9 protein-coding genes are annotated in these 19,636 nt (G+C 63.5%); all 9 read left to right on the top strand.

What is annotated here, in order from left to right; all coding sequences use genetic code 11:
* The first annotated feature begins 316 nt into the window (after window positions 1-316).
* The 9 genes from EJV47_RS17405 (at window position 317) to EJV47_RS17365 (ending at window position 19,606) form a co-directional block, all read left to right on the top strand.
* A complete protein-coding gene (locus tag EJV47_RS17405) occupies window positions 317-1,516 on the top strand; it encodes a hypothetical protein (protein ID WP_126694447.1) in 1,200 nt (399 codons plus the stop codon).
* A gap of 150 nt (window positions 1,517-1,666) precedes the next feature.
* Window positions 1,667-2,254, top strand: a complete 588-nt coding sequence (locus EJV47_RS17400; protein WP_126694446.1) for a hypothetical protein — start codon at window positions 1,667-1,669, stop codon at window positions 2,252-2,254.
* 77 nt (window positions 2,255-2,331) lie between these two features.
* Window positions 2,332-2,703 (top strand): curli-like amyloid fiber formation chaperone CsgH, encoded by a 372-nt coding sequence (csgH, locus tag EJV47_RS17395; RefSeq protein WP_126694445.1) that lies wholly within the window; start codon window positions 2,332-2,334, stop codon window positions 2,701-2,703.
* A 74-nt stretch (window positions 2,704-2,777) separates the two neighbouring features.
* A complete protein-coding gene (locus tag EJV47_RS17390) occupies window positions 2,778-4,283 on the top strand; it encodes a carboxypeptidase regulatory-like domain-containing protein (protein WP_126694444.1) in 1,506 nt (501 codons plus the stop codon).
* A gap of 867 nt (window positions 4,284-5,150) precedes the next feature.
* Window positions 5,151-7,736, top strand: coding sequence for a T9SS type A sorting domain-containing protein (locus tag EJV47_RS17385; protein WP_165903806.1), 2,586 nt, complete (start codon window positions 5,151-5,153; stop codon window positions 7,734-7,736).
* Window positions 7,737-7,975: 239 nt separating this feature from the next.
* On the top strand, window positions 7,976-11,593 hold the full coding sequence (locus EJV47_RS17380) for an IPT/TIG domain-containing protein (RefSeq protein WP_126694442.1): 3,618 nt from the start codon (window positions 7,976-7,978) through the stop codon (window positions 11,591-11,593).
* A 906-nt stretch (window positions 11,594-12,499) separates the two neighbouring features.
* Window positions 12,500-16,351 (top strand): lamin tail domain-containing protein, encoded by a 3,852-nt coding sequence (locus tag EJV47_RS17375; RefSeq protein ID WP_207895922.1) that lies wholly within the window; start codon window positions 12,500-12,502, stop codon window positions 16,349-16,351.
* A gap of 233 nt (window positions 16,352-16,584) precedes the next feature.
* Window positions 16,585-18,783: a T9SS type A sorting domain-containing protein gene (locus EJV47_RS17370; RefSeq protein WP_165903805.1), complete on the top strand. Its 2,199-nt coding sequence runs from the start codon at window positions 16,585-16,587 to the stop codon at window positions 18,781-18,783.
* 160 nt (window positions 18,784-18,943) lie between these two features.
* A complete protein-coding gene (locus tag EJV47_RS17365) occupies window positions 18,944-19,606 on the top strand; it encodes a hypothetical protein (RefSeq protein ID WP_126694439.1) in 663 nt (220 codons plus the stop codon).
* The last annotated feature ends 30 nt before the right edge of the window (window positions 19,607-19,636 follow it).

The raw sequence follows: 19,636 nt of genomic DNA, 5'->3' as shown, positions 1-19,636 counted from the left end.
TTATAAGCCGGTATAGTGCTATTGGGAGCGGCAAATCAGGCCAAGCGAAGGAGCTGCGCCCGGTAAAGTTTTATCAAGGCCGCGTTGTGCAGCGGTTTCAGGGCGTGTAAGGGGGCCTGAGTCGGGGCTGTAGCTCCGGCTAAGATGCATGATATCAGAATGGTACAGCGTTGAAGGCTCGTTGATAGGATTATAAATGAAATATATTTTACTTTTTTTATTGTTAACGCTTGTTTTGTAGCTATTCCAATATATATTTGTACTGTTCCTCCGGAGGGAACCTCTTCTCATTTCCCCTCTAACCCCAACGCGACCGATGAAACGTATTACTTTCGTGCTGGCAGCCATGCTGGCCGCGGGCTTCGCCCATGCCCAAAATAACACCAGCACCCTTAATCAAAGTGGTGACGGCAACGATGCCAACGTAACCCAGACGGGCCGGGAAAACGAGGCCCACGGCACCCAGGCCGGCGACGGCAACCGCCTCACCCAAACCCAGGACGGCCGCTACAACCTGAGCCGTAGCAGCCAGACCGGCGACGACAACCGGACCACGCAGACCCAGACCGGCCGCTACAACGAGGCCCGCAGCACCCAGAGCGGCGACGACAACCGCTCGACCCAGACGCAAAGCGGCCTGTACCACGACGCCCGCATCACCTCAACCGGTGACGGCAACCGCTCCGAGCAGACGCAGACGGGCCTCTCCAACAAAGCCACCGGCACCCAGATGGGCGACGACAACCGCATCACCCAGACCCAGGGCCTGATCGGCGGCAACGAAGCCACGGCCCGGCAGATGGGCGACCGGAACCGCGCCACCCAGACGCAGATGGGCAACCTGAACCAGGCCACCATCGTGCAGGGCGACGGCACCCCCCTCGACGGTGACAACACGGCTACGCAGTACCAGACGGGCTCCCTGAACAAAGCTTCGGCCCGGCAGATTGGCGCCCGCAGCACCTCGATTCAGGAGCAGCTGCAGGCCGTAGGCGACGAGGCCATCGTGATTCAGGAAGGCGGCAACGACAACTACGCCCGCCAGAGCCAGCGCCGCGTGTCGGAAGGTAACAGCCTGAACCTGGCCCGCATTCAGCAGGTGGGCAACCGCAACCGCGCCGAGCAGGACCAGATCGGGGACCGGAACGTATCCCGCGCCCTGCAGGCCGGCAGCGACAACCGCTCGGCCCAGACCATCGGCATCTTCGGCTCGGACGACAACGTGGCCCTGGTGGAGCAGACGGGCAACCGCAACCGCGCTACCCAGACCATCATCAACGACGACAACCGGCAGCAGATTGATCAGGAAGGCAACGACAACCGCGCCACCCAGTACACTGCCGGCTTCCGCAACACCGCCTCCGTGGACCAGGACGGCAACGACCACCGCGCCATGCAAACCCAGGTGGGCAACGACAACAGCGCCAAAGTATGGCAGGGCGCCAGCGGCCAGAACAGCGTGATTGAGCAGTACGGCAACGGCAACACCGCCAACGTGCACCAGGACCATCCTTAACCCCTGCAGCAGCGCATCCGCTGCCGTAAACCCTGCCCCGGACCGGCCTGCCGCCCCCGGGGCAGGGTTTCAGGGTTGACAAGCCGGGCGGCTCCGCCCCGTTGGGGCGGGCGTCGTCGGGCCACTTTTCACCTTTTCAAGTTCGTCGCAATGAAACACGTGCTCCTTTGGGCGGCAACGAGCCTGCTCGGCTTTGCGCCGCTGGCAGCCCATAGCCAGAACGCCGAGCGGGAAGGCATTTCGGGCGAGCAGCAACTGGCCGAGCGGCTGGGCACCGAGCGCCTGCCCCTCAGCAGCCAGCCCCTGGACGGCCCCAATACCAGCGTGCTGCTGCAAACGGGCGAGCAAAACGAAGCCAGCGTGCAACAGCGCTACACTGGAGCCGCCGCCCACGGCAACCTGGTGCAGATCGTGCAGGCCGGGGCCGCCAACGTGGCCGCCATCAGCCAGTACGGCGCCGCCAACCGCACCGACGTGGAGCAGCGGGGCCACGGCAATAGCGTGGACAGCCAGCTGAGCGGCACCGGCATCGAGTCGGTGATTCGGCAAACCGGCAACCAGAACGAGGTGCAGCAGGAGCTGAGCCAGGACAACCGCCGCTATGTAATCGAGCAGCAGGGCAGCCGCAACGAGCTGAACCAGCGCGAAACCAGCGCCGCCCCGGCCCCGGGCTACGAAGTCCGGATGCAGGGCAACGGCATCCGGCTCACCATCGAGCAGGGCCGGGTGATTCCCTGACGACCAGCTTTCGGGCGCCCGCACGGCGCCCGAAAGCTGGTTTTGGGCCGACGCACACCTATTCCCACCTCCCCGCTATGTACACCTCCTTTTTTTCCGCCTTGCTAACCGCTGCCGCCCTGCTGCGCGCCGACCAACCCGCCTGCCAGGCGCGGCTGGAGCTGCAGCGCCACGGCGACAACCTGACCGTGACCGGCCACTGCCGCAACGCCGCCGCCGGGGCCGCCCGCTGGGCCTACGAGCTGCGCACCGAGAAACAAGGCCGCAGCGGCTCGGCCAGCAACGCCCAGTCGGGCCGCTTCGTGGCCGAGCCGGGCCAGGACGTGGTCCTCTCGCGCACGACGCTGAACCTGGGCCCCCACGATGCCTGCCGCGTGCGGCTGCGCGTGCTGGATGAGCGCGGCACCCTGCTGGCCGCCGACTCCCTGCTGCTGCCCGCTGCCCCCTGATTATTCTTACCGGCTGAGGGCGGCCCGCCACGGCTGCCCAGGGCCGGCTTTTCTTACCAGCATTCCTCCACCACATGATTGCGAATCTGACCCGGCGCGCCCTCTGGCTGCTGCTGTGGGCGCTTGGCCTGGTGCTGACCGCCTGCGAAGAAAATACCGTTGAGCCAACCCGCTACGGCGCGCTGTCGGGCGTCGTGCGCGACAGCCGCACCAATGCGGTGCTGCCCAACGCCGTCATTACCACCAACCCGGCCACCACCTCGTTTACTTCCGACGCCGAGGGCCGCTTCACCCTGCCCAACCTGGCCGTGGGTCCCTACGCGTTGTCGGTGCGCAAGGCCGACTACAAAACCGAAACCCTGAACGTGCAGGTTGCCGAGGGGCCGGCCACCGGCGTGGAGGTGCGGCTGGAGAAATCCACCGGCAACCAGCGCCCCAACGTGCCCGGCCAGCCTCAGCCCGCCGCGGGGGCCGTGGAGCAGAACCCCAGCCTGACCCTGCGCTGGCGCGGCTCCGACCCCGACCACGGCGACTCGCTGCGCTACGACGTGGTGCTGTACGAAAGCAACTCCTCGGTGCGCCAGCAGCCGCTCAGCAACGCGCGCGACACCAGCGTGGTCATCAATGACCTCAAATACAACACGACGTATTACTGGCAGGTGACCGTGCGCGACAAAGCGGGGGAGACTACCCGCGGCGACGTCTGGACCTTCCGCACCAAGCCTTTCCCGGAGCTGCGCTACCTGTTCACCCGCGAAACCGGCGGCAACACCGATATCTTCGCCGCCGACGGGCTGGCGGGCGGTACCATGCTGCGCCTAACGACGTCGGCCTTCGTGGAAACCGCGCCCCAGCTCAGCCCCATCCGCGACCGGGTAGCCTACACCAGCAACGCCACCGGCCAGTACCACATTTACACCATGGCCCGCGACGGCTCCGACGTGCGCCGCGTGACGATCATTCCGGTGGAGGGCTACTCCAACAACGGGCTGGCTTTCCGCTGGTCGCCCGACGGCTCGCAGTTCATCTACGCCCGCTACGACCAGCTTTACCGCATCAACCGCGACGGGAGCGGGCTGCAGCTGCTGGCTACGGCCCCGGCCGGGCGCCACTTCCGCGAGCTGGAGTGGTCGGCGCTGAGCAACAAAATCATTATCCAGACCATCGGGGCCAACGTGTTCGACGCCGAAATCTACCTGCTCAACCCCGACGGGACCGGGCTGGCTCCGGTGGTGGGCAACCTACCGGGCCGCCTCGACTCGCCCGGCTTCAGCACCGACGGGCGGCAGATCGTTTACACTCGCGACTTGTCAGGCATCGACGACCCCACCGGCCGGCAGCTAAATGCCCACATCTTCGTGCAGCGCCCCGATGGCTCGGGCCTGGTGGATTTGTCGAGCCGCAAGCCGGCGGGTACCAACGACCTGAATCCGCGCTTCTCTCCCGACGGCTCCAAAATTATTTTCACTAACGCGGTGAACGACAACATCTCGCCGCCCGAGGTCTGGGTAATGGATGCTGCCGACGGCAACAACCGCGTGCGGCTTTTTCAGAATGCCGCCCTGCCAGACTGGCGTTGATTCTGGGTCTGATTCGGCACAACCGCGGGCACTCCTGGAGAGGAGCGCCCGCGGTTATTTTATTTTATAACCTAATCAAAGTGGTACCGTATAGCTGCCGGAATCGGGCAGGCAAGGGCCCTAATACGGCTTCTGGTGCCTGCATTCTGCCAGTTTTTAACCTGCCTCTTCCCAGAAAATAACAATAACAAGAAGATTGGCTGATGCAGGTTGTAACATTCTTGCTTTTATTTGTCTGAACTGTCAAATAATAGCGGAAATTTAATACTTGCAGTGCCTCTGCCAGCTATGCGGTGCACACGTACCCCACAAAAGCGACAAAAAAACAAGTTTTTTTATGGCAAATACCTTCGCACCTTTGTGTGGCATGAAATGTGCTAACGGGCGCCTTCGCGTTTGCCCTTCAAAAAGACCGATGTAGCATATAAAAAATGCAAGAATAAAAGAAGGAATCAATCATCCAACCGCTAGCTTTTTGCGTAATGTGCCCCAAAGGCGTCAAGCCGAACAGGCTAAGTCGAAGCCTGAATCCCTTTCTCCTGTAACCATTCCTCGCTTTTTCATATGAAAAACGCTTACAAAGTCGCCTTACGACGCCCTGCTTGGCAGCGTCTCTGCGCGATGATTTTCACCCTGTTGAGCTTCGCGCTGGTTAGCCAGGCTCAGACGATTACGTTGGTGCCAACTGCTGGCAGCACCCTGAACTTTACCACCTCGCCAGGTGGTAACTCTACCTCACAGATTGTTCAGGTAACCGGCGAGTTTTTGACGCCCGGCTCTACTGTGGATGTGGTCACCACCACCAGCGGTGTGGGGGCATTCCAAATTGGGCCCAGCGGTTCTGGTCCCTTCTCCAACTCGATTGAGTTGACCGTCGACGCAAACGGGCAAATCAACGGGAATGACGGAGCATTTATCTTCGTGCGTTACTCGGCCGCTTCGACTGGCACGGCTACCGGTGTGTTCACCGTAAGCTCTACCACCGACCAAGTTTCGCAACTGCTGAACTTGACCGGCAACTCGGCTCCGCAGCCGACTTTGACTGTAAACCCGACTATCCTGCCTGATTTCGGCTCGGTACAGGTGGGCTTGGCTAGTTCGCCGCAGTCTTTCACCGTCAATGGCTCCAACCTGGCTAACTCGGTGACGATTACGCCGCCCGTTGACTTTCAGGTGCGTATTGGCAGCAACCCCTTCACCTCGTCGGCTATCAGCCTCACGCCGACCAACGGTTCGCTCAACAACGTGCAGGTTGATGTGCGCTTTTCCCCTACCACAGCTGGTGCAACCGGTAACCGCTTCGTGCAGGTTACCTCGCCTGGCCTTACCCGCAACGTGCGCGTAAGCGGCACGGGCACTTCGCCCGCTACGGCCGGTATCACGGCTAATCCGAACACCATCAACTTTGGGGCGGCCACGCAGAGCGGTTCGGCCGGCTCGCAGTTCTTCGAGCTGAGCGGCACGGGCCTGGGCTCGGCGCCCATCACTCTTACGCCCTCCAACGCCAACATTCAGGTGCGCAACGCTTCCGCTGGTACGGCTTTCACCTCCGGGGCGCTGACGGTGCCCTCTGTTAATGGCGTAGTGCAGCCTACTACCATTGAAGTGCGTCTGGTGTCGCCGCTGGCCAGCGGGCAGTTCAGTGGCAGCATCAGCCTGACCAACCCGAACGTAGCTTCGCAGACGGTGACGGTAACGGCGCAGTCGAGCGGCGGGGTATCGGATATCTCCATCACCAACCCCACGAACAATTCGTTCACCTTTGCTACCCGTCCTTCCACGGTATCGGTTTCGCAGTCGTTCCTGATTTCTGGAACCAACCTGCTGCAGCCGCTGGTGATTTCGCCGGCTGGTCCCAACGCTGGCTACTTCCAGGTATCGTCCGACAACGTCAACTTCTCCAGCACCGTCTCGTTCTCGCCCGATGCCCAAGGCAACGTAACGCAACGTCCCGTGTACGTACGCTTCGTGCCGGGTTCCAATGCCCTGACGATTAATGCTATCATCCGCGCCAGCAGCGCACCCGCTCCCGACCGTGACGTATCCGTTACGGGTATCAGCGAGCCGACCATCCGCCTGAGCCGCGCTCTGGGCTTCTTCGGCGATGCTGTGGTGAAGAACACTGCCTCGGCTCCGGTGACCGTGCGACTGGAAACCTTCCTGCTGACTGGCCCGCTGCAAGTGCGTTTCCCGCGCGATGCGGAAGACCCGCAGCGTAACCCGAACGCCGTACCGCAGTTTGCCTTCAAGCTGGACGCTCACACGTACTCGCCGACGGCTACTTACCCCGGCTCCACCCCGCCGATTGCTAATTCGCCGGCATTCGCCCCGGATTACGCTTACTCGGACACGCTGCAGAACAACTCCGAAGGCAACCGTACGGTGGACCTGCAGGTGGTTTATGCTCCGACTCGCGTAGGGGCCTCGGCCCAGGAACTGACCTTCAACAACGCCGCGCTGAACGGCGGCGCGGACTTCCTGCTCAACAACGGTAGCGGCCGGGCCCAAGGCTTTGCCATTGCCACCGAGCCGATTGCCCAGGCCAACGCCGTTATCGTGCGTCCGACCGGCAGCACCACGGCCACCATCACCTACGATTTCAGCGCCGGTAACTACGGCCAGAACCGTCTGGTTATTGCTTCGTCGACCTACCTGCAGCTGCCGCCCTCGCTCTTCCCGCGCGACAAGCAGAACTTCAACCCGGGTACCACGGTCGGTGGGGTGTACCAGTTCGGTACCGGTACGGCTATCGAGGCTAGCACTAACACCTATGTAGTGTTCAGCGGCGCTGCTACGTCCTTCTCGGTAGGCAACCTGAACCCGAACCTGGACTACTACTTCTTCTCCTTCGAGTTCAACGACGACCAGCTGCTGAACGCCGAGAACTACAAAGTGCCGAACAACCAGGCCCAAACGCCGCTGCCCGTCGAGCTGATTTCGCTCACGGCCAAGCTCAACAACGGCCGGGTGCTGGTGGACTGGGCTACCGCTCAGGAGAAGAACAACCGCGGCTTTGAAGTGCAGCGCAGCACCGATGGTGAGAACTTCACCACCCTGGGCTTCCGCGCCGGCAAAGGCAACACCACTGTGGCCCAGCGCTACAGCTTCGAAGATGGTCGTCCGGTGGTAGGCACCGCTTACTACCGCCTCAAGCAGATTGACCTCGACGGCAAAGTAGTGTACTCGACGATGGCCGCTGTGAACAACACGGGCAAAGGCGAAGTAGCCGTGACGGTGTACCCGAACCCCGCAGTAGATAAGCTGAACGTGCACATCTCCAACGGCGACACCGACGCAGCAGTGGTGGTAACGGACCTGATGGGCCGCACCGTGCTGAGCGGCAAGCTGTCGTCTGATGGCGCCTTCGACGTAAGCAACCTGAAAGCCGGCAACTACATCGTAACGGTGACCAGCGCCAGCGGCAAGACCAATCACAAGATTGTGAAGCAGTAACCCACTGCTTGCTGATCCTAGAAAAGCTCCCCGGCCCGGCCGGGGAGCTTTTTTTATGGATGCAGCAGCAACGCGACCAGACTAAAACGAGTATCATGCCCGGATCAAACCGCTCGGGAGCTTAGCTTGCACCGAATTTCTGTTCTCCACCTTTTCCCGCTCAAATGCCCGTGAAACCTACTTTTACCCCCCTAACAGCTGTTATCAGGACGGCGCGCCAGTGGCGCAGGCCGAGCTGGTTGTGCGCAGCACTTCTGGCTGCTAGCTCGCTCACGGCGGCCGCGGCGCCCTTCACCTCCGGCAACATTCTGGTGGTGCGCGTCGGGGACGGCTCCGCGGCCGTGCCTTCCGGAACGGCCGCCGCCGTTTTTGTGGACGAATACACGCGCAACGGCTTGCTGGTGCAGTCCGTGGTCCTGCCCACGACGGTTAGTGGTACCCAGAAGCAGTTTACGCTAACGGCCAACGCCACTTCGGAAGGGATGCTGGCACTGTCGGCTGACCAGCGCTACGTGACCCTGCTGGGCTACGACGCGGCGCCCGGCACGGCTTCGGTGGTCGGGTCGGCCGCTGCCCGGGTGGTGGCCCGCATCGATGCGAACGGCAACGTGGACACCTCCACCGGCCTGACGGACGCTTACCTGACCAGCAACGCCCGCGGCGCCGTTACCGATGACGGGACGCGCTTCTGGCTGGCCGGCAATGGAACCCCCACCAGCAGCGCCGGCACCCGCTACGCCACTTTGGGTGCCAGCACCTCCACCCAAATCAGCGCCACGCCCAGCAACGTGCGGGTAGTAGGCATTTACGGGGGGCAGCTGTACGTTACTTCCGCTTCGGGAAGCAACATTGGGGTGAATGCCGTGGGTACCGGCCTGCCCACTACCGCCGGGCAAACGGCCACGCTGGTTATTCCCAGCTCGGGTACTTCGGCCTCGCCTTACGGTTTCGCCCTGGTTGATATCGACGCCTCCGTACCGGGCCCGGATGTGGCCTACGTAGCCGACGACCGCACCGCCGCCGGCGGCGGTATTGCCAAGTATTCGTTGGTAAACGGCACCTGGACCGCCAACGGGGTGATTCTGGCGCCGACCAGCGTGCGGGGACTGGCAGCGCAGAGCAGCGGCAACACCGTGACGCTGTTTGCCACCGGCAACACGGCCCTGTACACCGGGGTCGACGTGACGGGCTACAACGGGGCCGTCGACCCGGCCGGTAGTTTGAGCCTGCTGGCTACCTCCGCTACTAACACCGTGCTGCGCGGCGTGGCTTTGGCGCCCGCCAATGCTACCACCCAAGCGCCCACCATTGCCAGCTTCACGCCCAGCAGCGGCCCCATCGGCACGGTGGTGACGATAACGGGCACGAACTTCACCGGCGCCACCGCCGTGAGCTTTAACGGCACGGCGGCTACGACTTTCACCGTCAACTCGGCCACTCAGATTACGGTCACGGTGCCTACGGGCACTACCAACGGGCCAATAACGGTAACCACGCCGGGGGGCACGGTCACGTCGAGCCTGAACTACACGGTAACGCAGCCCAACCCGGTGCCGGTACTGACGGCTATTTCGCCCAATACGGCTACGGCCGGGGGCGCCGGATTTACCCTGAGGCTGACGGGCAGCAACTTCATGCCCGCTTCGGTGGTGAATTTCAATGGCACGGCCCTGACCACCACCTTCGTTTCGGTGGCGGAATTGACGGCCGCCGTGCCGGCTTCGGCCATTGCCACGGCAGGCAGCTACAACGTAACCGTAACTAACCCGGCTCCCGGCGGCGGCAACTCGGCCCCGCAGACCTTCACCGTAACTTCCGCTACCCCGGCCCCGACGGTGACCAGCTTCACGCCGACCAGCGGCCCGGTGGGCACGGTGGTGACCATCACGGGCACGAACTTCACCGGCGCCACCGGGGTGTCGTTCAACGGCACCGCGGCTACGACGTTTAGCGTCACCAACGCCACCACGATTTCGGCTACGGTGCCCTCGGGCGCTACCAGCGGCACTATTGCCGTGACCACGCCCGGCGGTACTGCCACCAGCACCGGCTCGTTCACGGTGACCGTACCCACGCCGGCGCCCGTTATTTCCAGCTTTAACCCGACCAGCGGCCCGGTTGGTACCGTCGTCACCATCACCGGTATCAATTTCACCGGCGCTACCGGCGTATCGTTCAACGGCACCGCCGCTACCACCTTCACCGTCAACTCGGCCACGTCCATTTCGGCTACCGTGCCGACGGGCGCTACTACCGGTACCATCTCGGTGACCACGCCCGGCGGTACGGATACCAGCAACGGCACATTTACGGTGACGACGCCCAACCCGGCGCCGACCATCAGCAGCCTCGCGCCCAGCACGGCCGTAGCCGGTGGCGCCGCCTTTACCCTGACGGTAAACGGAACGGGCTTCGGCAGCGGCTCGGTGGTAAGCTTCAACGGCACGGCTCTGACCACCACTGTTGTCTCGGCCACGCAGCTGACGGCGGCGGTACCGGCCTCGGCCATTGCCACGGCGGGCACTTACAACGTAACCGTAACCAACCCGGCCCCCGGCGGCGGCACGGCTACGGCGACTTTCACCGTAACCACGCCGGCCCCGACCATTGCCAGCTTCACGCCGACCAGCGGCCCGGTCGGGACTGTCGTGACCATCACGGGCACGAACTTCACCGGCGCCACCGGGGTGTCGTTCAATGGCACCGCGGCTACGACGTTTAGCGTCACCAACGCCACGACCCTTACCGCCACCGTGCCGACGGGCGCTACCACTGGCACCATCGCCGTAACGACCCCGGGCGGCACGGCTACCAGCACCGGCTCGTTCACGGTAACGGTGCCCACGCCGGCGCCGACCATTGCCAGCTTCACGCCTGCCAGCGGCCCGGTGGGCACGGTGGTAACCATCACCGGCACGAACTTCACCGGCGCTACCGCCGTGAGCTTCAACGGCACGGCGGCTACCACCTTCACCGTTAGCTCGGCCACGTCCATCACGGCTACCGTGCCGACGGGTGCGACGACCGGCACCATCTCGGTGACCACGCCGAGCGGCACTGCCACCAGCACCAGCTCGTTTACCGTGACGACGCCCACGCCGGCCCCAACGGTGGCCAGCTTTACGCCGACCAGTGGCCCGGTTGGGACTGTCGTGACCATCACGGGCACGAACTTCACCGGCGCCACCGCTGTATCGTTCAACGGCACGGCGGCTACCACCTTTAGCGTGACCAACGCCACCACGATTTCGGCCACCGTGCCCACGGGCGCCACCACCGGCACCATCGCCGTAACGACCCCGGGCGGCACGGCTACCAGCACCGGCTCGTTCACGGTAACGGTGCCCACACCGGCTCCGACGATTACCGCCATTTCGCCCTCCACGGGTGCCATTGGCTCCCTGGTGACGATTACGGGCACCAACCTGACGGGCGCCACCGCCGTGGCCTTCAACGGGGTAAATGCCCCAAGCTTCACGGTGGTATCGGCTACGTCCATCACCGTGACGGTGCCCACGGGCGCTACCACCGGCACCATTTCGGTAACGACGCCCGGCGGCACGGCTAGCAGCCCGAACGTCTTCACGGTGACGACCAGCACCGCGGCCCGCGCGGCCAGCATCCTCGACGGGCTGACCGTGTACCCCAACCCGGTGGAGCGGACCCTGTACGTACGCCTGGCCGGGGCCGCCCCGGCTGCCGAGGTGCAGGTGACGGATATGCTGGGCCGCGTGGTGCTCAGCGGCCGCCTGGCCGCCGATGGCTCCTTTGATACCAGCCGCCTGCCCGCCGGGCAGTACCTGGTGAAGCTGGCTACCAAGTACGGCCAGACTACCCGCAAGCTCAACAAGCAGTAAGCTAGATTAACTGCCTCAGCAAAAGGCCCCTGCCGCGTCGGTAGGGGCCTTTTATTTGTGGGCCGCCGCCGCGCCCGTAACAATACTGTAATATCCAAACCGCCGGAATTACTATTGATGAGACGCACCTTTGTATCTTAGTTCGCTCCAACTCACCCCCTTCAGCCTGTTTGCATGACTCGAAGCTTAACTCACGCCCACACCCGCCCCGGAAATATGGCCAGGTGGCTCACGGCTCTGTTGTTGCTCTGCGCCCCGCTAGTAGGGTGGGGGCAGATTATTGCAGTGCAAGACTTTGAGGCTACTCCGGCCACGCCTACTGCAGTTGTGGCCCTAACTGGTGGCGGATTTGAAACTCGGACAGGAGGTTTAACTCCGAATGCACCACTGTTTGTTTCAGGAGCCAGGGGATATAGTGTGTCAGGTGGTACGGCCACCATTACCTCAGATGCTGATATTAATACGACTGGTTACACTGACGTGTCAGTTGACTTTCGATTGGCTTCTTTTTCTGGAACCAGTGGTAACGGTGCCGATTCGCCTGACTTAGTAACTCTGGCAATAAGCACCGACGGTGGATTTAGTTACGTTGATCAGGTTAGAGTGCGGGGGGGCGCTGCTACTGGTTCAAATAGCCGGTGGTCCTTTACCTCCGGTACCGCTACGGCTACCCGGGCACATGGAACTGGTGCAGTAACGGTTTTCACCGGGGGCGGAGGCTCTAGTGCTCCTGGCTACAGCACCGTTAGCGTGACGGCAATTCCCACCACGACGCAATTGCGTTTCCGCATCACCTTGTTCAATGATAATGCTAGTGAAACTTGGACCATTGATGATGTTGTCGTAAGAGGCACCGCCGGCACGCCAACTCCTAGCGTTACTGTTTCCTCTGCCGGCCCGCTGAGTGTGGGTAGCACCAATAGCGGTACGCCCTCGACTTCTACGGCGACCTACAACGTGAGCGGGTCCAACCTGACGGCCGACTTGGTCGTGACGGCGCCTACGAACTTTCAAGTATCAACCAGCAGCACCAGCGGCTTCGGCAGCAGCGTCACGCTGACGCCGAGCAGCGGCTCGATTAGCACTACCGCTATCTACGTGCGGCTTAGCGGCACCGGTACGGGCGCAGTCAGCGGCAACGTGACCAATGCCTCCACCAATGCCACCACGCGCAACGTAGCGGTAGAGGGTACGGTTAATTCCATCACGCCTACCATCACCGTTTCGCCCGCGGCGCTGAATGCCTTCAATACCCTAGCCGGGACGCCTTCGGCGGCACAGTCGTACACCGTTGGCGGCAGCAACCTCACCACCGACATTACCGTGACGGCGCCCACCGGCTATGAGGTGTCGTTGTCGAGCGGCTCCGGTTTCGGCGCTACGGTGGCAGTGCCTCAGACGGGCGGCACCGCCAGCAGCACCGTGTACGTGCGCCTCAGCGGGGCCGGTAGCGGCACGGTAGCCGGCAACCTGCTCCACCAAGCAACCGGCGCTACCGACGTAACCAAGGCTGTAACCGGCACCGTGGTAGCCGAGCCCACCACCCAGCCCACGGTCAGCACCGGCACCATCGGCGGCAGCTCCGTCGTGCTGACCGTAGCCGGCGGCGACGGTACCAGCCGCCTGCTGGTAATCCGGCAGACCAGCACCGGCGCCGTAGCGCCCGTCGACCAAACGGCTTACACGGCCAACGTGGCCTTCGGCAACAGCGGCACCGGCACGACCACCGGCGCCGGCAACTACGTGGTGCTGAATGGCACGGCTACCAGCGTCACGGTAACCGGCCTGACCCCCAACACGGCTTACACCGCCGAGGTCTACGCTTACAACACTTCGGCTACGGCCGGCTTTGAAAACTACCTGACGACGACGCCCGGCACGGCCAATTTTACCACGCTCACGGCTCCGGTGGCGGGCCAGGTGGTTATCAGCCAGGTGTACGGCGGCGGTGGCAACTCCGGCTCGGTGTACAGAAACGACTTTATTGAATTGCACAACACCACTGGCTCCGCTATTTCGGTGAGTGGCTGGTCGGTGCAGTACAGTTCAAGCTCCGGTACCAGTTGGCAATCCACGCCGCTGACCGGCACGATTCCGGCCTATGGCTATTACCTAGTGCAGCAAGCGGCTGGTAGCGGTGGGACCACGGCCCTGCCCACGCCCGATGTAGTTGGCACTACCACGATGAGCGGCACCAATGGCAAGGTATTGCTGTCGTCGGTAACAACGGCTTACTCGGTATCATGTCCAACCGCCGACGTACTTGATCTGGTCGGCTATGGTTCTTCTAGCTGCTTTGAAGGCAGCGGACCTACCGCTTCCCTCGACAACAACATCGCCGCTCGCCGCATCGATGATTGCGTGAACGGCAACGACAATGCCGTTGATTTCACGACCGTCACGCCGCCCACACCGCGCAACTCCTCGTCGACCAACAACTGCAACATCGTTCCCACGACGTACTACGCCAAAGCCACCGGCGCCCTGAACGACCCCGCAACGTTCGGGACCAACCCCGACGGCTCGGGCACCTCGCCGGTTGACTTCACCACCAACGGGCAAACGTTCCGCGTGAGCGGTACCGGCCGCACCATCAGCGCCGCCTGGACCGTGTCCGGCAACGGCTCGAAGGTAGTGCTGGACGCCAACGCTGGATTTATCATCCCCGCTGCCTTCAACTTTACCGGCCCACTCGACTTGGGCGCGGGCAGCACCCTGGTGGTGCAAAACTCTACCATTGCCTACACTCTGGGCTCGGTAGATGCTACCAGCACCATCGACTACGCCCAGAGCGGCACTTTCGCCCTAACCCCGGCCCTAACGCCGACGGCGGGCTACGGCAATCTTAAGCTGACGAACGGCACCAAAACCTTGCCCACCGGCACAACTACCGTCCGCGGCAACCTCACTGTGGAAAACGTGACGGGCTTTGCCGGTTTTGCTGGCTCCAGCACGCCCACCTTCACCACGCTCAACCTCGCTGGCAACTTCACCCTGTTGGGAACCGTGACGCCCGGCACCGCAAGCAACGCCTATACGCTGCAGCTGACCAGCTCAGGCGTCCAGACGCTGACTGGCAACGGGAACGATATTAACCTGTTCCGTCTTACCGTCAATAGTACAGCTAGCGCGGCTCTGGCTGCCACCGGCACCAATCTCACGCTGGGCAACACCAGCGGTGGCGGCCTGACGCTGGACGGTCCGCTGGCTCTGAACAGCAACACCATTACCCTAATTGGAAATGGCTTGTTCTTAGGCGAAGGTGTGCTGACCAATGCCACCAACGGTACCATCAATGTAGCCAAGTCGGGCGGTACCAACCCCGGTACGATTTACTTCGGCACGAACGAAACCCTAGGCACCCTCACACTGAACCCCAGCGGCAGCGGCGACGAGCTGACCCTCGGCAGCAGCCTGACGGTAAACAACCTGAACCTAACCGACGGAGTGCTGGGCTTCTCCGGCCAGACGCTGATCATCAACGGGCCGGTGACGGTAGGGACGGGGCAACTGCGCGGCGCTGCCACCAGCTCCCTGCGTTTCACAGGCAGTGGCAGTATTGGGGCGCTGGACTTTGTCAACGGCACGGCCTCCCTGGCCTCCCTCACGCTCGACCGCACCAGCAACGTAACCATCAACCTCACCGACGTGCTGACCGTGGGCAACGTGACTCTGAGCCGCGGTGCCCTGGAGTTTAGCGCTTCTACCCGTCTGGTGGTGACGGGCTCCATCACCGGTGGCAACGCCGATAGCTACGTCAACGCCCTGACGCTGTCCACGCCGGCTAACACCACGGCTACGCTCGACTTCCCGCTAGGTGGCACGCTTGGCTTCTACCGCCCCGTTACCCTGGCCCTGACCCAGGATGCCGCCACGGTTACCAGCTACACCGCCCGCATCCAAGAACTGCCGGGCACCAGCCGCGGCGTTACGGCTCCGCTCACCAACGTGTCGGCGGTGCGTTACTTCCGCCTCAGCAAGGAAACCGGCGGCGCGGCCTTCACCAGCGGCACCATCACGCTCCGCTTCGGCACCGACGACGGCGTGAACGACCAAGCTACCTTGCGCGTGGGCAGCTCGGCCAACGGCAACACTGCCTTCACCGAACTGACCACCGTTGGCATCACCGGCAGCTTCCCCAGCTCGGGCTTTGCCACCGGCACCATCACGGCCAACATCACTGCCCTCGGCGACTTCGCCCTGGCTACCACTGCTACCACGCCCGGCCTCAACCCCCTGCCCGTGGAGCTGACCTCGTTCACGGCCCAGCGCCAGGAGGCGGGCGTACTGCTGCAGTGGGTTACCGCCCAGGAAAAGAGCAGCGCCTACTTCGAGGTGCAGCGCAGCACTGACGGCCATGAGTTTGCGGCTCTGGGCACCCTGGCCGCCGCCGGCACCAGCACCAGCAGGCGTACTTACCACTGGGTGGACGCCCGGCCCGTAGCCGGCACCGCCTACTACCGCCTGAAGCAGGTCGATACCGATGGCAGCACTGCCTATTCGCCGGTAGTGGTGGTGCAGGCCGGCAACGCCGGGCTGCAGCTCTTCCCCAACCCTGCCCGCCAGACCTTGCACGTCCGCACCGTGGCCAGCCAGCAGTGGCGCGTGCTCAACCTGCTGGGCCAGCCCATGCTGGAGGGCCGCAGCCTCGACGGCCAGTTCAGCGTGGATGTGTCGGCGCTGAAGCCGGGCAGCTACCACCTGGAAGTGCGCACGGCCGCGAAAGGCCGCGTGGTGCAGCGCTTCGTGAAGGAATAGCAGCCTGCGTCTTTCCGTGAAAAGAGCAGTCCCGTTGCCGGGGCTGCTCTTTCGTTTTCCACTAGGTTAAAAACTTGAATTATTACAATTGTAAATAGTTTTCTGTTAATATTCTTCTAACAGGTATATTTGCTTCGCCGTGCGTCGCCGTTTGCTGCGCGGCAGCTCTTCTGCGCGCCTCCAACACATTCTATTGCATGAGAAAACAATACCAACATCTCCCTTTTATCCGCTTGAAGAAATTGGCGCTGCTGGCTTTGGTAGCGGCGCCGCTGAGCGGCTGGGCCCAGACGACCTACACCTGGGTAGGCGGCAACGGGGCTAACTGGAGTACGGCAGCCAACTGGAGCCCGAACCGCGGCACGCGCCTGAACACGGACATTTTGGTATTCAACGGCGGTACGCCCGCCGTAACGTTGGATATAGACGATGCAATGCGCCGGCTGACCCTCGCCAATGGGGCGGCCGTCACCCTGAACCTGCCGGCTCCCGGCAACAGCCAGGAAATAACCCGCACCTTCACCATTACCGGCGACGGTACCGGCGCCGGCAACGTCGATGACTTCGTCGTGGCCCCGGGCACCAGCCTTACCGTGCTGGGGGCGGGGGCCAACGGTAACTCCAACGGGCACAGCCTGAACATCAACCTGAACACCGGCGCCACCGGCACTGTGGGCGGGGGCGTGGTATTCGACGGCGCCAACCCTGGCGGCAACAGCAACACGCGCATCCTGCACCGCTTCACCGCTCCGGCCAACTCCCTGACTTTTCAGTCGGGCGGCTCGCTTTCCGTGGTGGGTGCCCGGGTGCCTTCTACCGCGGCGCCCTTCGGCTCGACCAACGGGGTGGCCGTATTCCAGAGCGGCTCGTCCTTTCTGCAGGAAGCCGGCGCCGACCCCTACGGCCCCGCCACCTTCCAGACGGGCAGCACCTACCGCTTCACGGGCGGCGCCGTGCCGGCTAGCCTCGAGGGCCGTACCTACGGCAACCTGGTGTACGCTTATCCCACCAACGCGGGCCTGGTGTACGGCGGTACTTCCCGCCTGACGGTGCTCAACGATTTGATTCTGGCTTCGACCAACCAGTCCAGCGTCAGCCTGAACATCACCGGTAATGCTACCGGCGGCGTGGCCATTGGCGGTAATATCACGGTGGACGGCGGCGGCCTGTCTATTCAGCCCAACGCCGACGTCAACCTGACCCTGAACGGCACTACGCCCCAGACCATTCAGGGCGCCGGCTCCATTGCCATCAACGCCAGCACCGTGACCTTGCTGGTAAACAACGCCAACGGCGTGACGCTGCTCAAGCCGCTCACGTTTAAAGGGCTGAACCTGACCAGCGGCGTGGTGACTACCTCCACCGGCAACCCGTTGACCATTGCGCTGAGCAACAGCTCCAACGGCAGCTCGCTGGTAACCGGCGGCAGCGCCACCAGCTTCGTCAACGGCCCGCTCACCGTCACGGCCAGCGGAGCCAACTCCAAAGTGCTGGCTTTCCCCGTCGGGGCTTTCCGCAACGGGGTGGGCGTTTACCGTCCGATTAACCTCTCGCTGACGCAAACCTCCGCTACGGGTACCTACACGGCCCAGCAGGTAGAAGGCGGCAACGCCGCTGCCCGCCCCTTCGCCGCTACGCTGCAGCGCGTATCGGGCGTGCGCCTGTTCTCGCTGTCGGCCCCGGGTACCACCTTCAACACCGGCTCCATCACCCTCAACTACGGCGCCGACGACCAGGTAACCGACGGCGCTACCCTGCGTCTGGCCCGCAGCATTGGCGGCGGCACCTGGGAAAACCTGGGCGGCACCGGCTCGGGCGCCCCCACCGGCACCATCAACGTCACCGGCCTGACGGCCCTGGGCGACTTTGTGCTGGCCACTACCAGCAGCAACCTGGCCGTGAACCCGCTGCCCGTGGAGCTGAGCGCCTTTACGGGCAAGCGTACGGCCGCCGGGGCCGTGCTGAACTGGACGACTGCCCAGGAAATCAACAACGACCGGTTCGAAGTACAGCGCAGCCTCGATGGCAAGGCCTTCCTGACCATTGGCTCGGTAAAAGGCCAGGGCCAGTCGACCCGGGCTACCAGCTACAGCTTCCTCGACCGTGACCCGCTGACCAAGGCGGCCTTCTACCGGCTGCGCCAGATCGACCACGACGGCACTACCACCGATTCGCACGCCGTACTGATTGCGGGCGGCGACAAGCTCAGCATCAGCACTTACCCCAACCCGGCCCAGGACGAGCTGTTCGTGCTGGCAGGGGAGGAGCCGGTGCAGTGGCGCCTGCTGAACCTGATGGGCCAGCCCCTGCGCAACGGCAAGGTGCAGGGCCGCACCACGGTGGATTTGCACGGCCTGCCGGCCGGCAGCTACTACCTCGAAGTAGGCCAGGGCCGCCAGCGCACGGTGCACACCGTAGTGAAGACCAACTAGGCCGCTTCGCCCGAGCAGCCCTACCACAAGCGGCCCCTGCCCACCGGCAGGGGCCGCTTGTTTTTTATTGGATTATAATAGGTGATTTAATATGAATATATCATCATTTTATTGTATCTTAATTCTGTTAACGCTGGCGCGCCCACAACCACCACTCCGCATGAAAACAACCCCGTCCTTACTACAGCGGCCCGGTGGCTGGCACCTTTTGCTGCTGGCCCTGCTGCTTCCCGCCTGGGCCGGGGGGCAGCATCCGGCATCCCGCTCCGTGGCCCTCCATACCGTTCGGCCGCCCGCAGGCGCGGCCCCCACGGCCGCAGCTCCCGAAGCCAGCCCCGCGCCGGTAGCCCTGAGTACCTGGGCGGTGGGGCGCACCCCGCAGGGCGCCCTGTTGACCTGGGATGCCGTGGGCAAAGCCGCCGGGCGCTTCGACGTGGAGCGCTCCACCGACGGCGTGGCCTTCCGGGCTGTGGGTACGGTGCCGGTGCGCACCGCCGGCCCCGGCTACCGCTTCCTCGACCCGGCCCCCGGCGCCGAGGCCGTGTACTACCGGCTGCGCTTCCCGGGCGGCTTCTCGGAGGTGCTCCCCCTGCCCGCCGCCGACTGGGAGCTGACGCCCAACCCCGCGGCCGAGTGGCTGAGCTGCGGCCCCGCCAGCGGCGACTACTGCATCCGCGACGCGGCCAAGCGCCTGGTGCTGTCGGGGCACCTCGGGCCCGGCCAGCGCATCGACTTGCGGCGGCTGCGCAACGGGAGTTATACCCTGGAGCTGCGCGCCGGCAGCCAGCGCACCACGCGCTCCTTCGTCAAATACACGCCCTGATTCCGTTTCCTGTCTCTCCGCCGTTTGCAC

It is taken from the genome of Hymenobacter gummosus (assembly GCF_003970915.1).
Classification (GTDB): Bacteria; Bacteroidota; Bacteroidia; order Cytophagales; family Hymenobacteraceae; genus Solirubrum; species Solirubrum gummosum.
The sequence above is the reverse complement of the archived record's forward strand: the minus strand, read 5'-3'. Positions and strand labels throughout refer to the sequence as shown.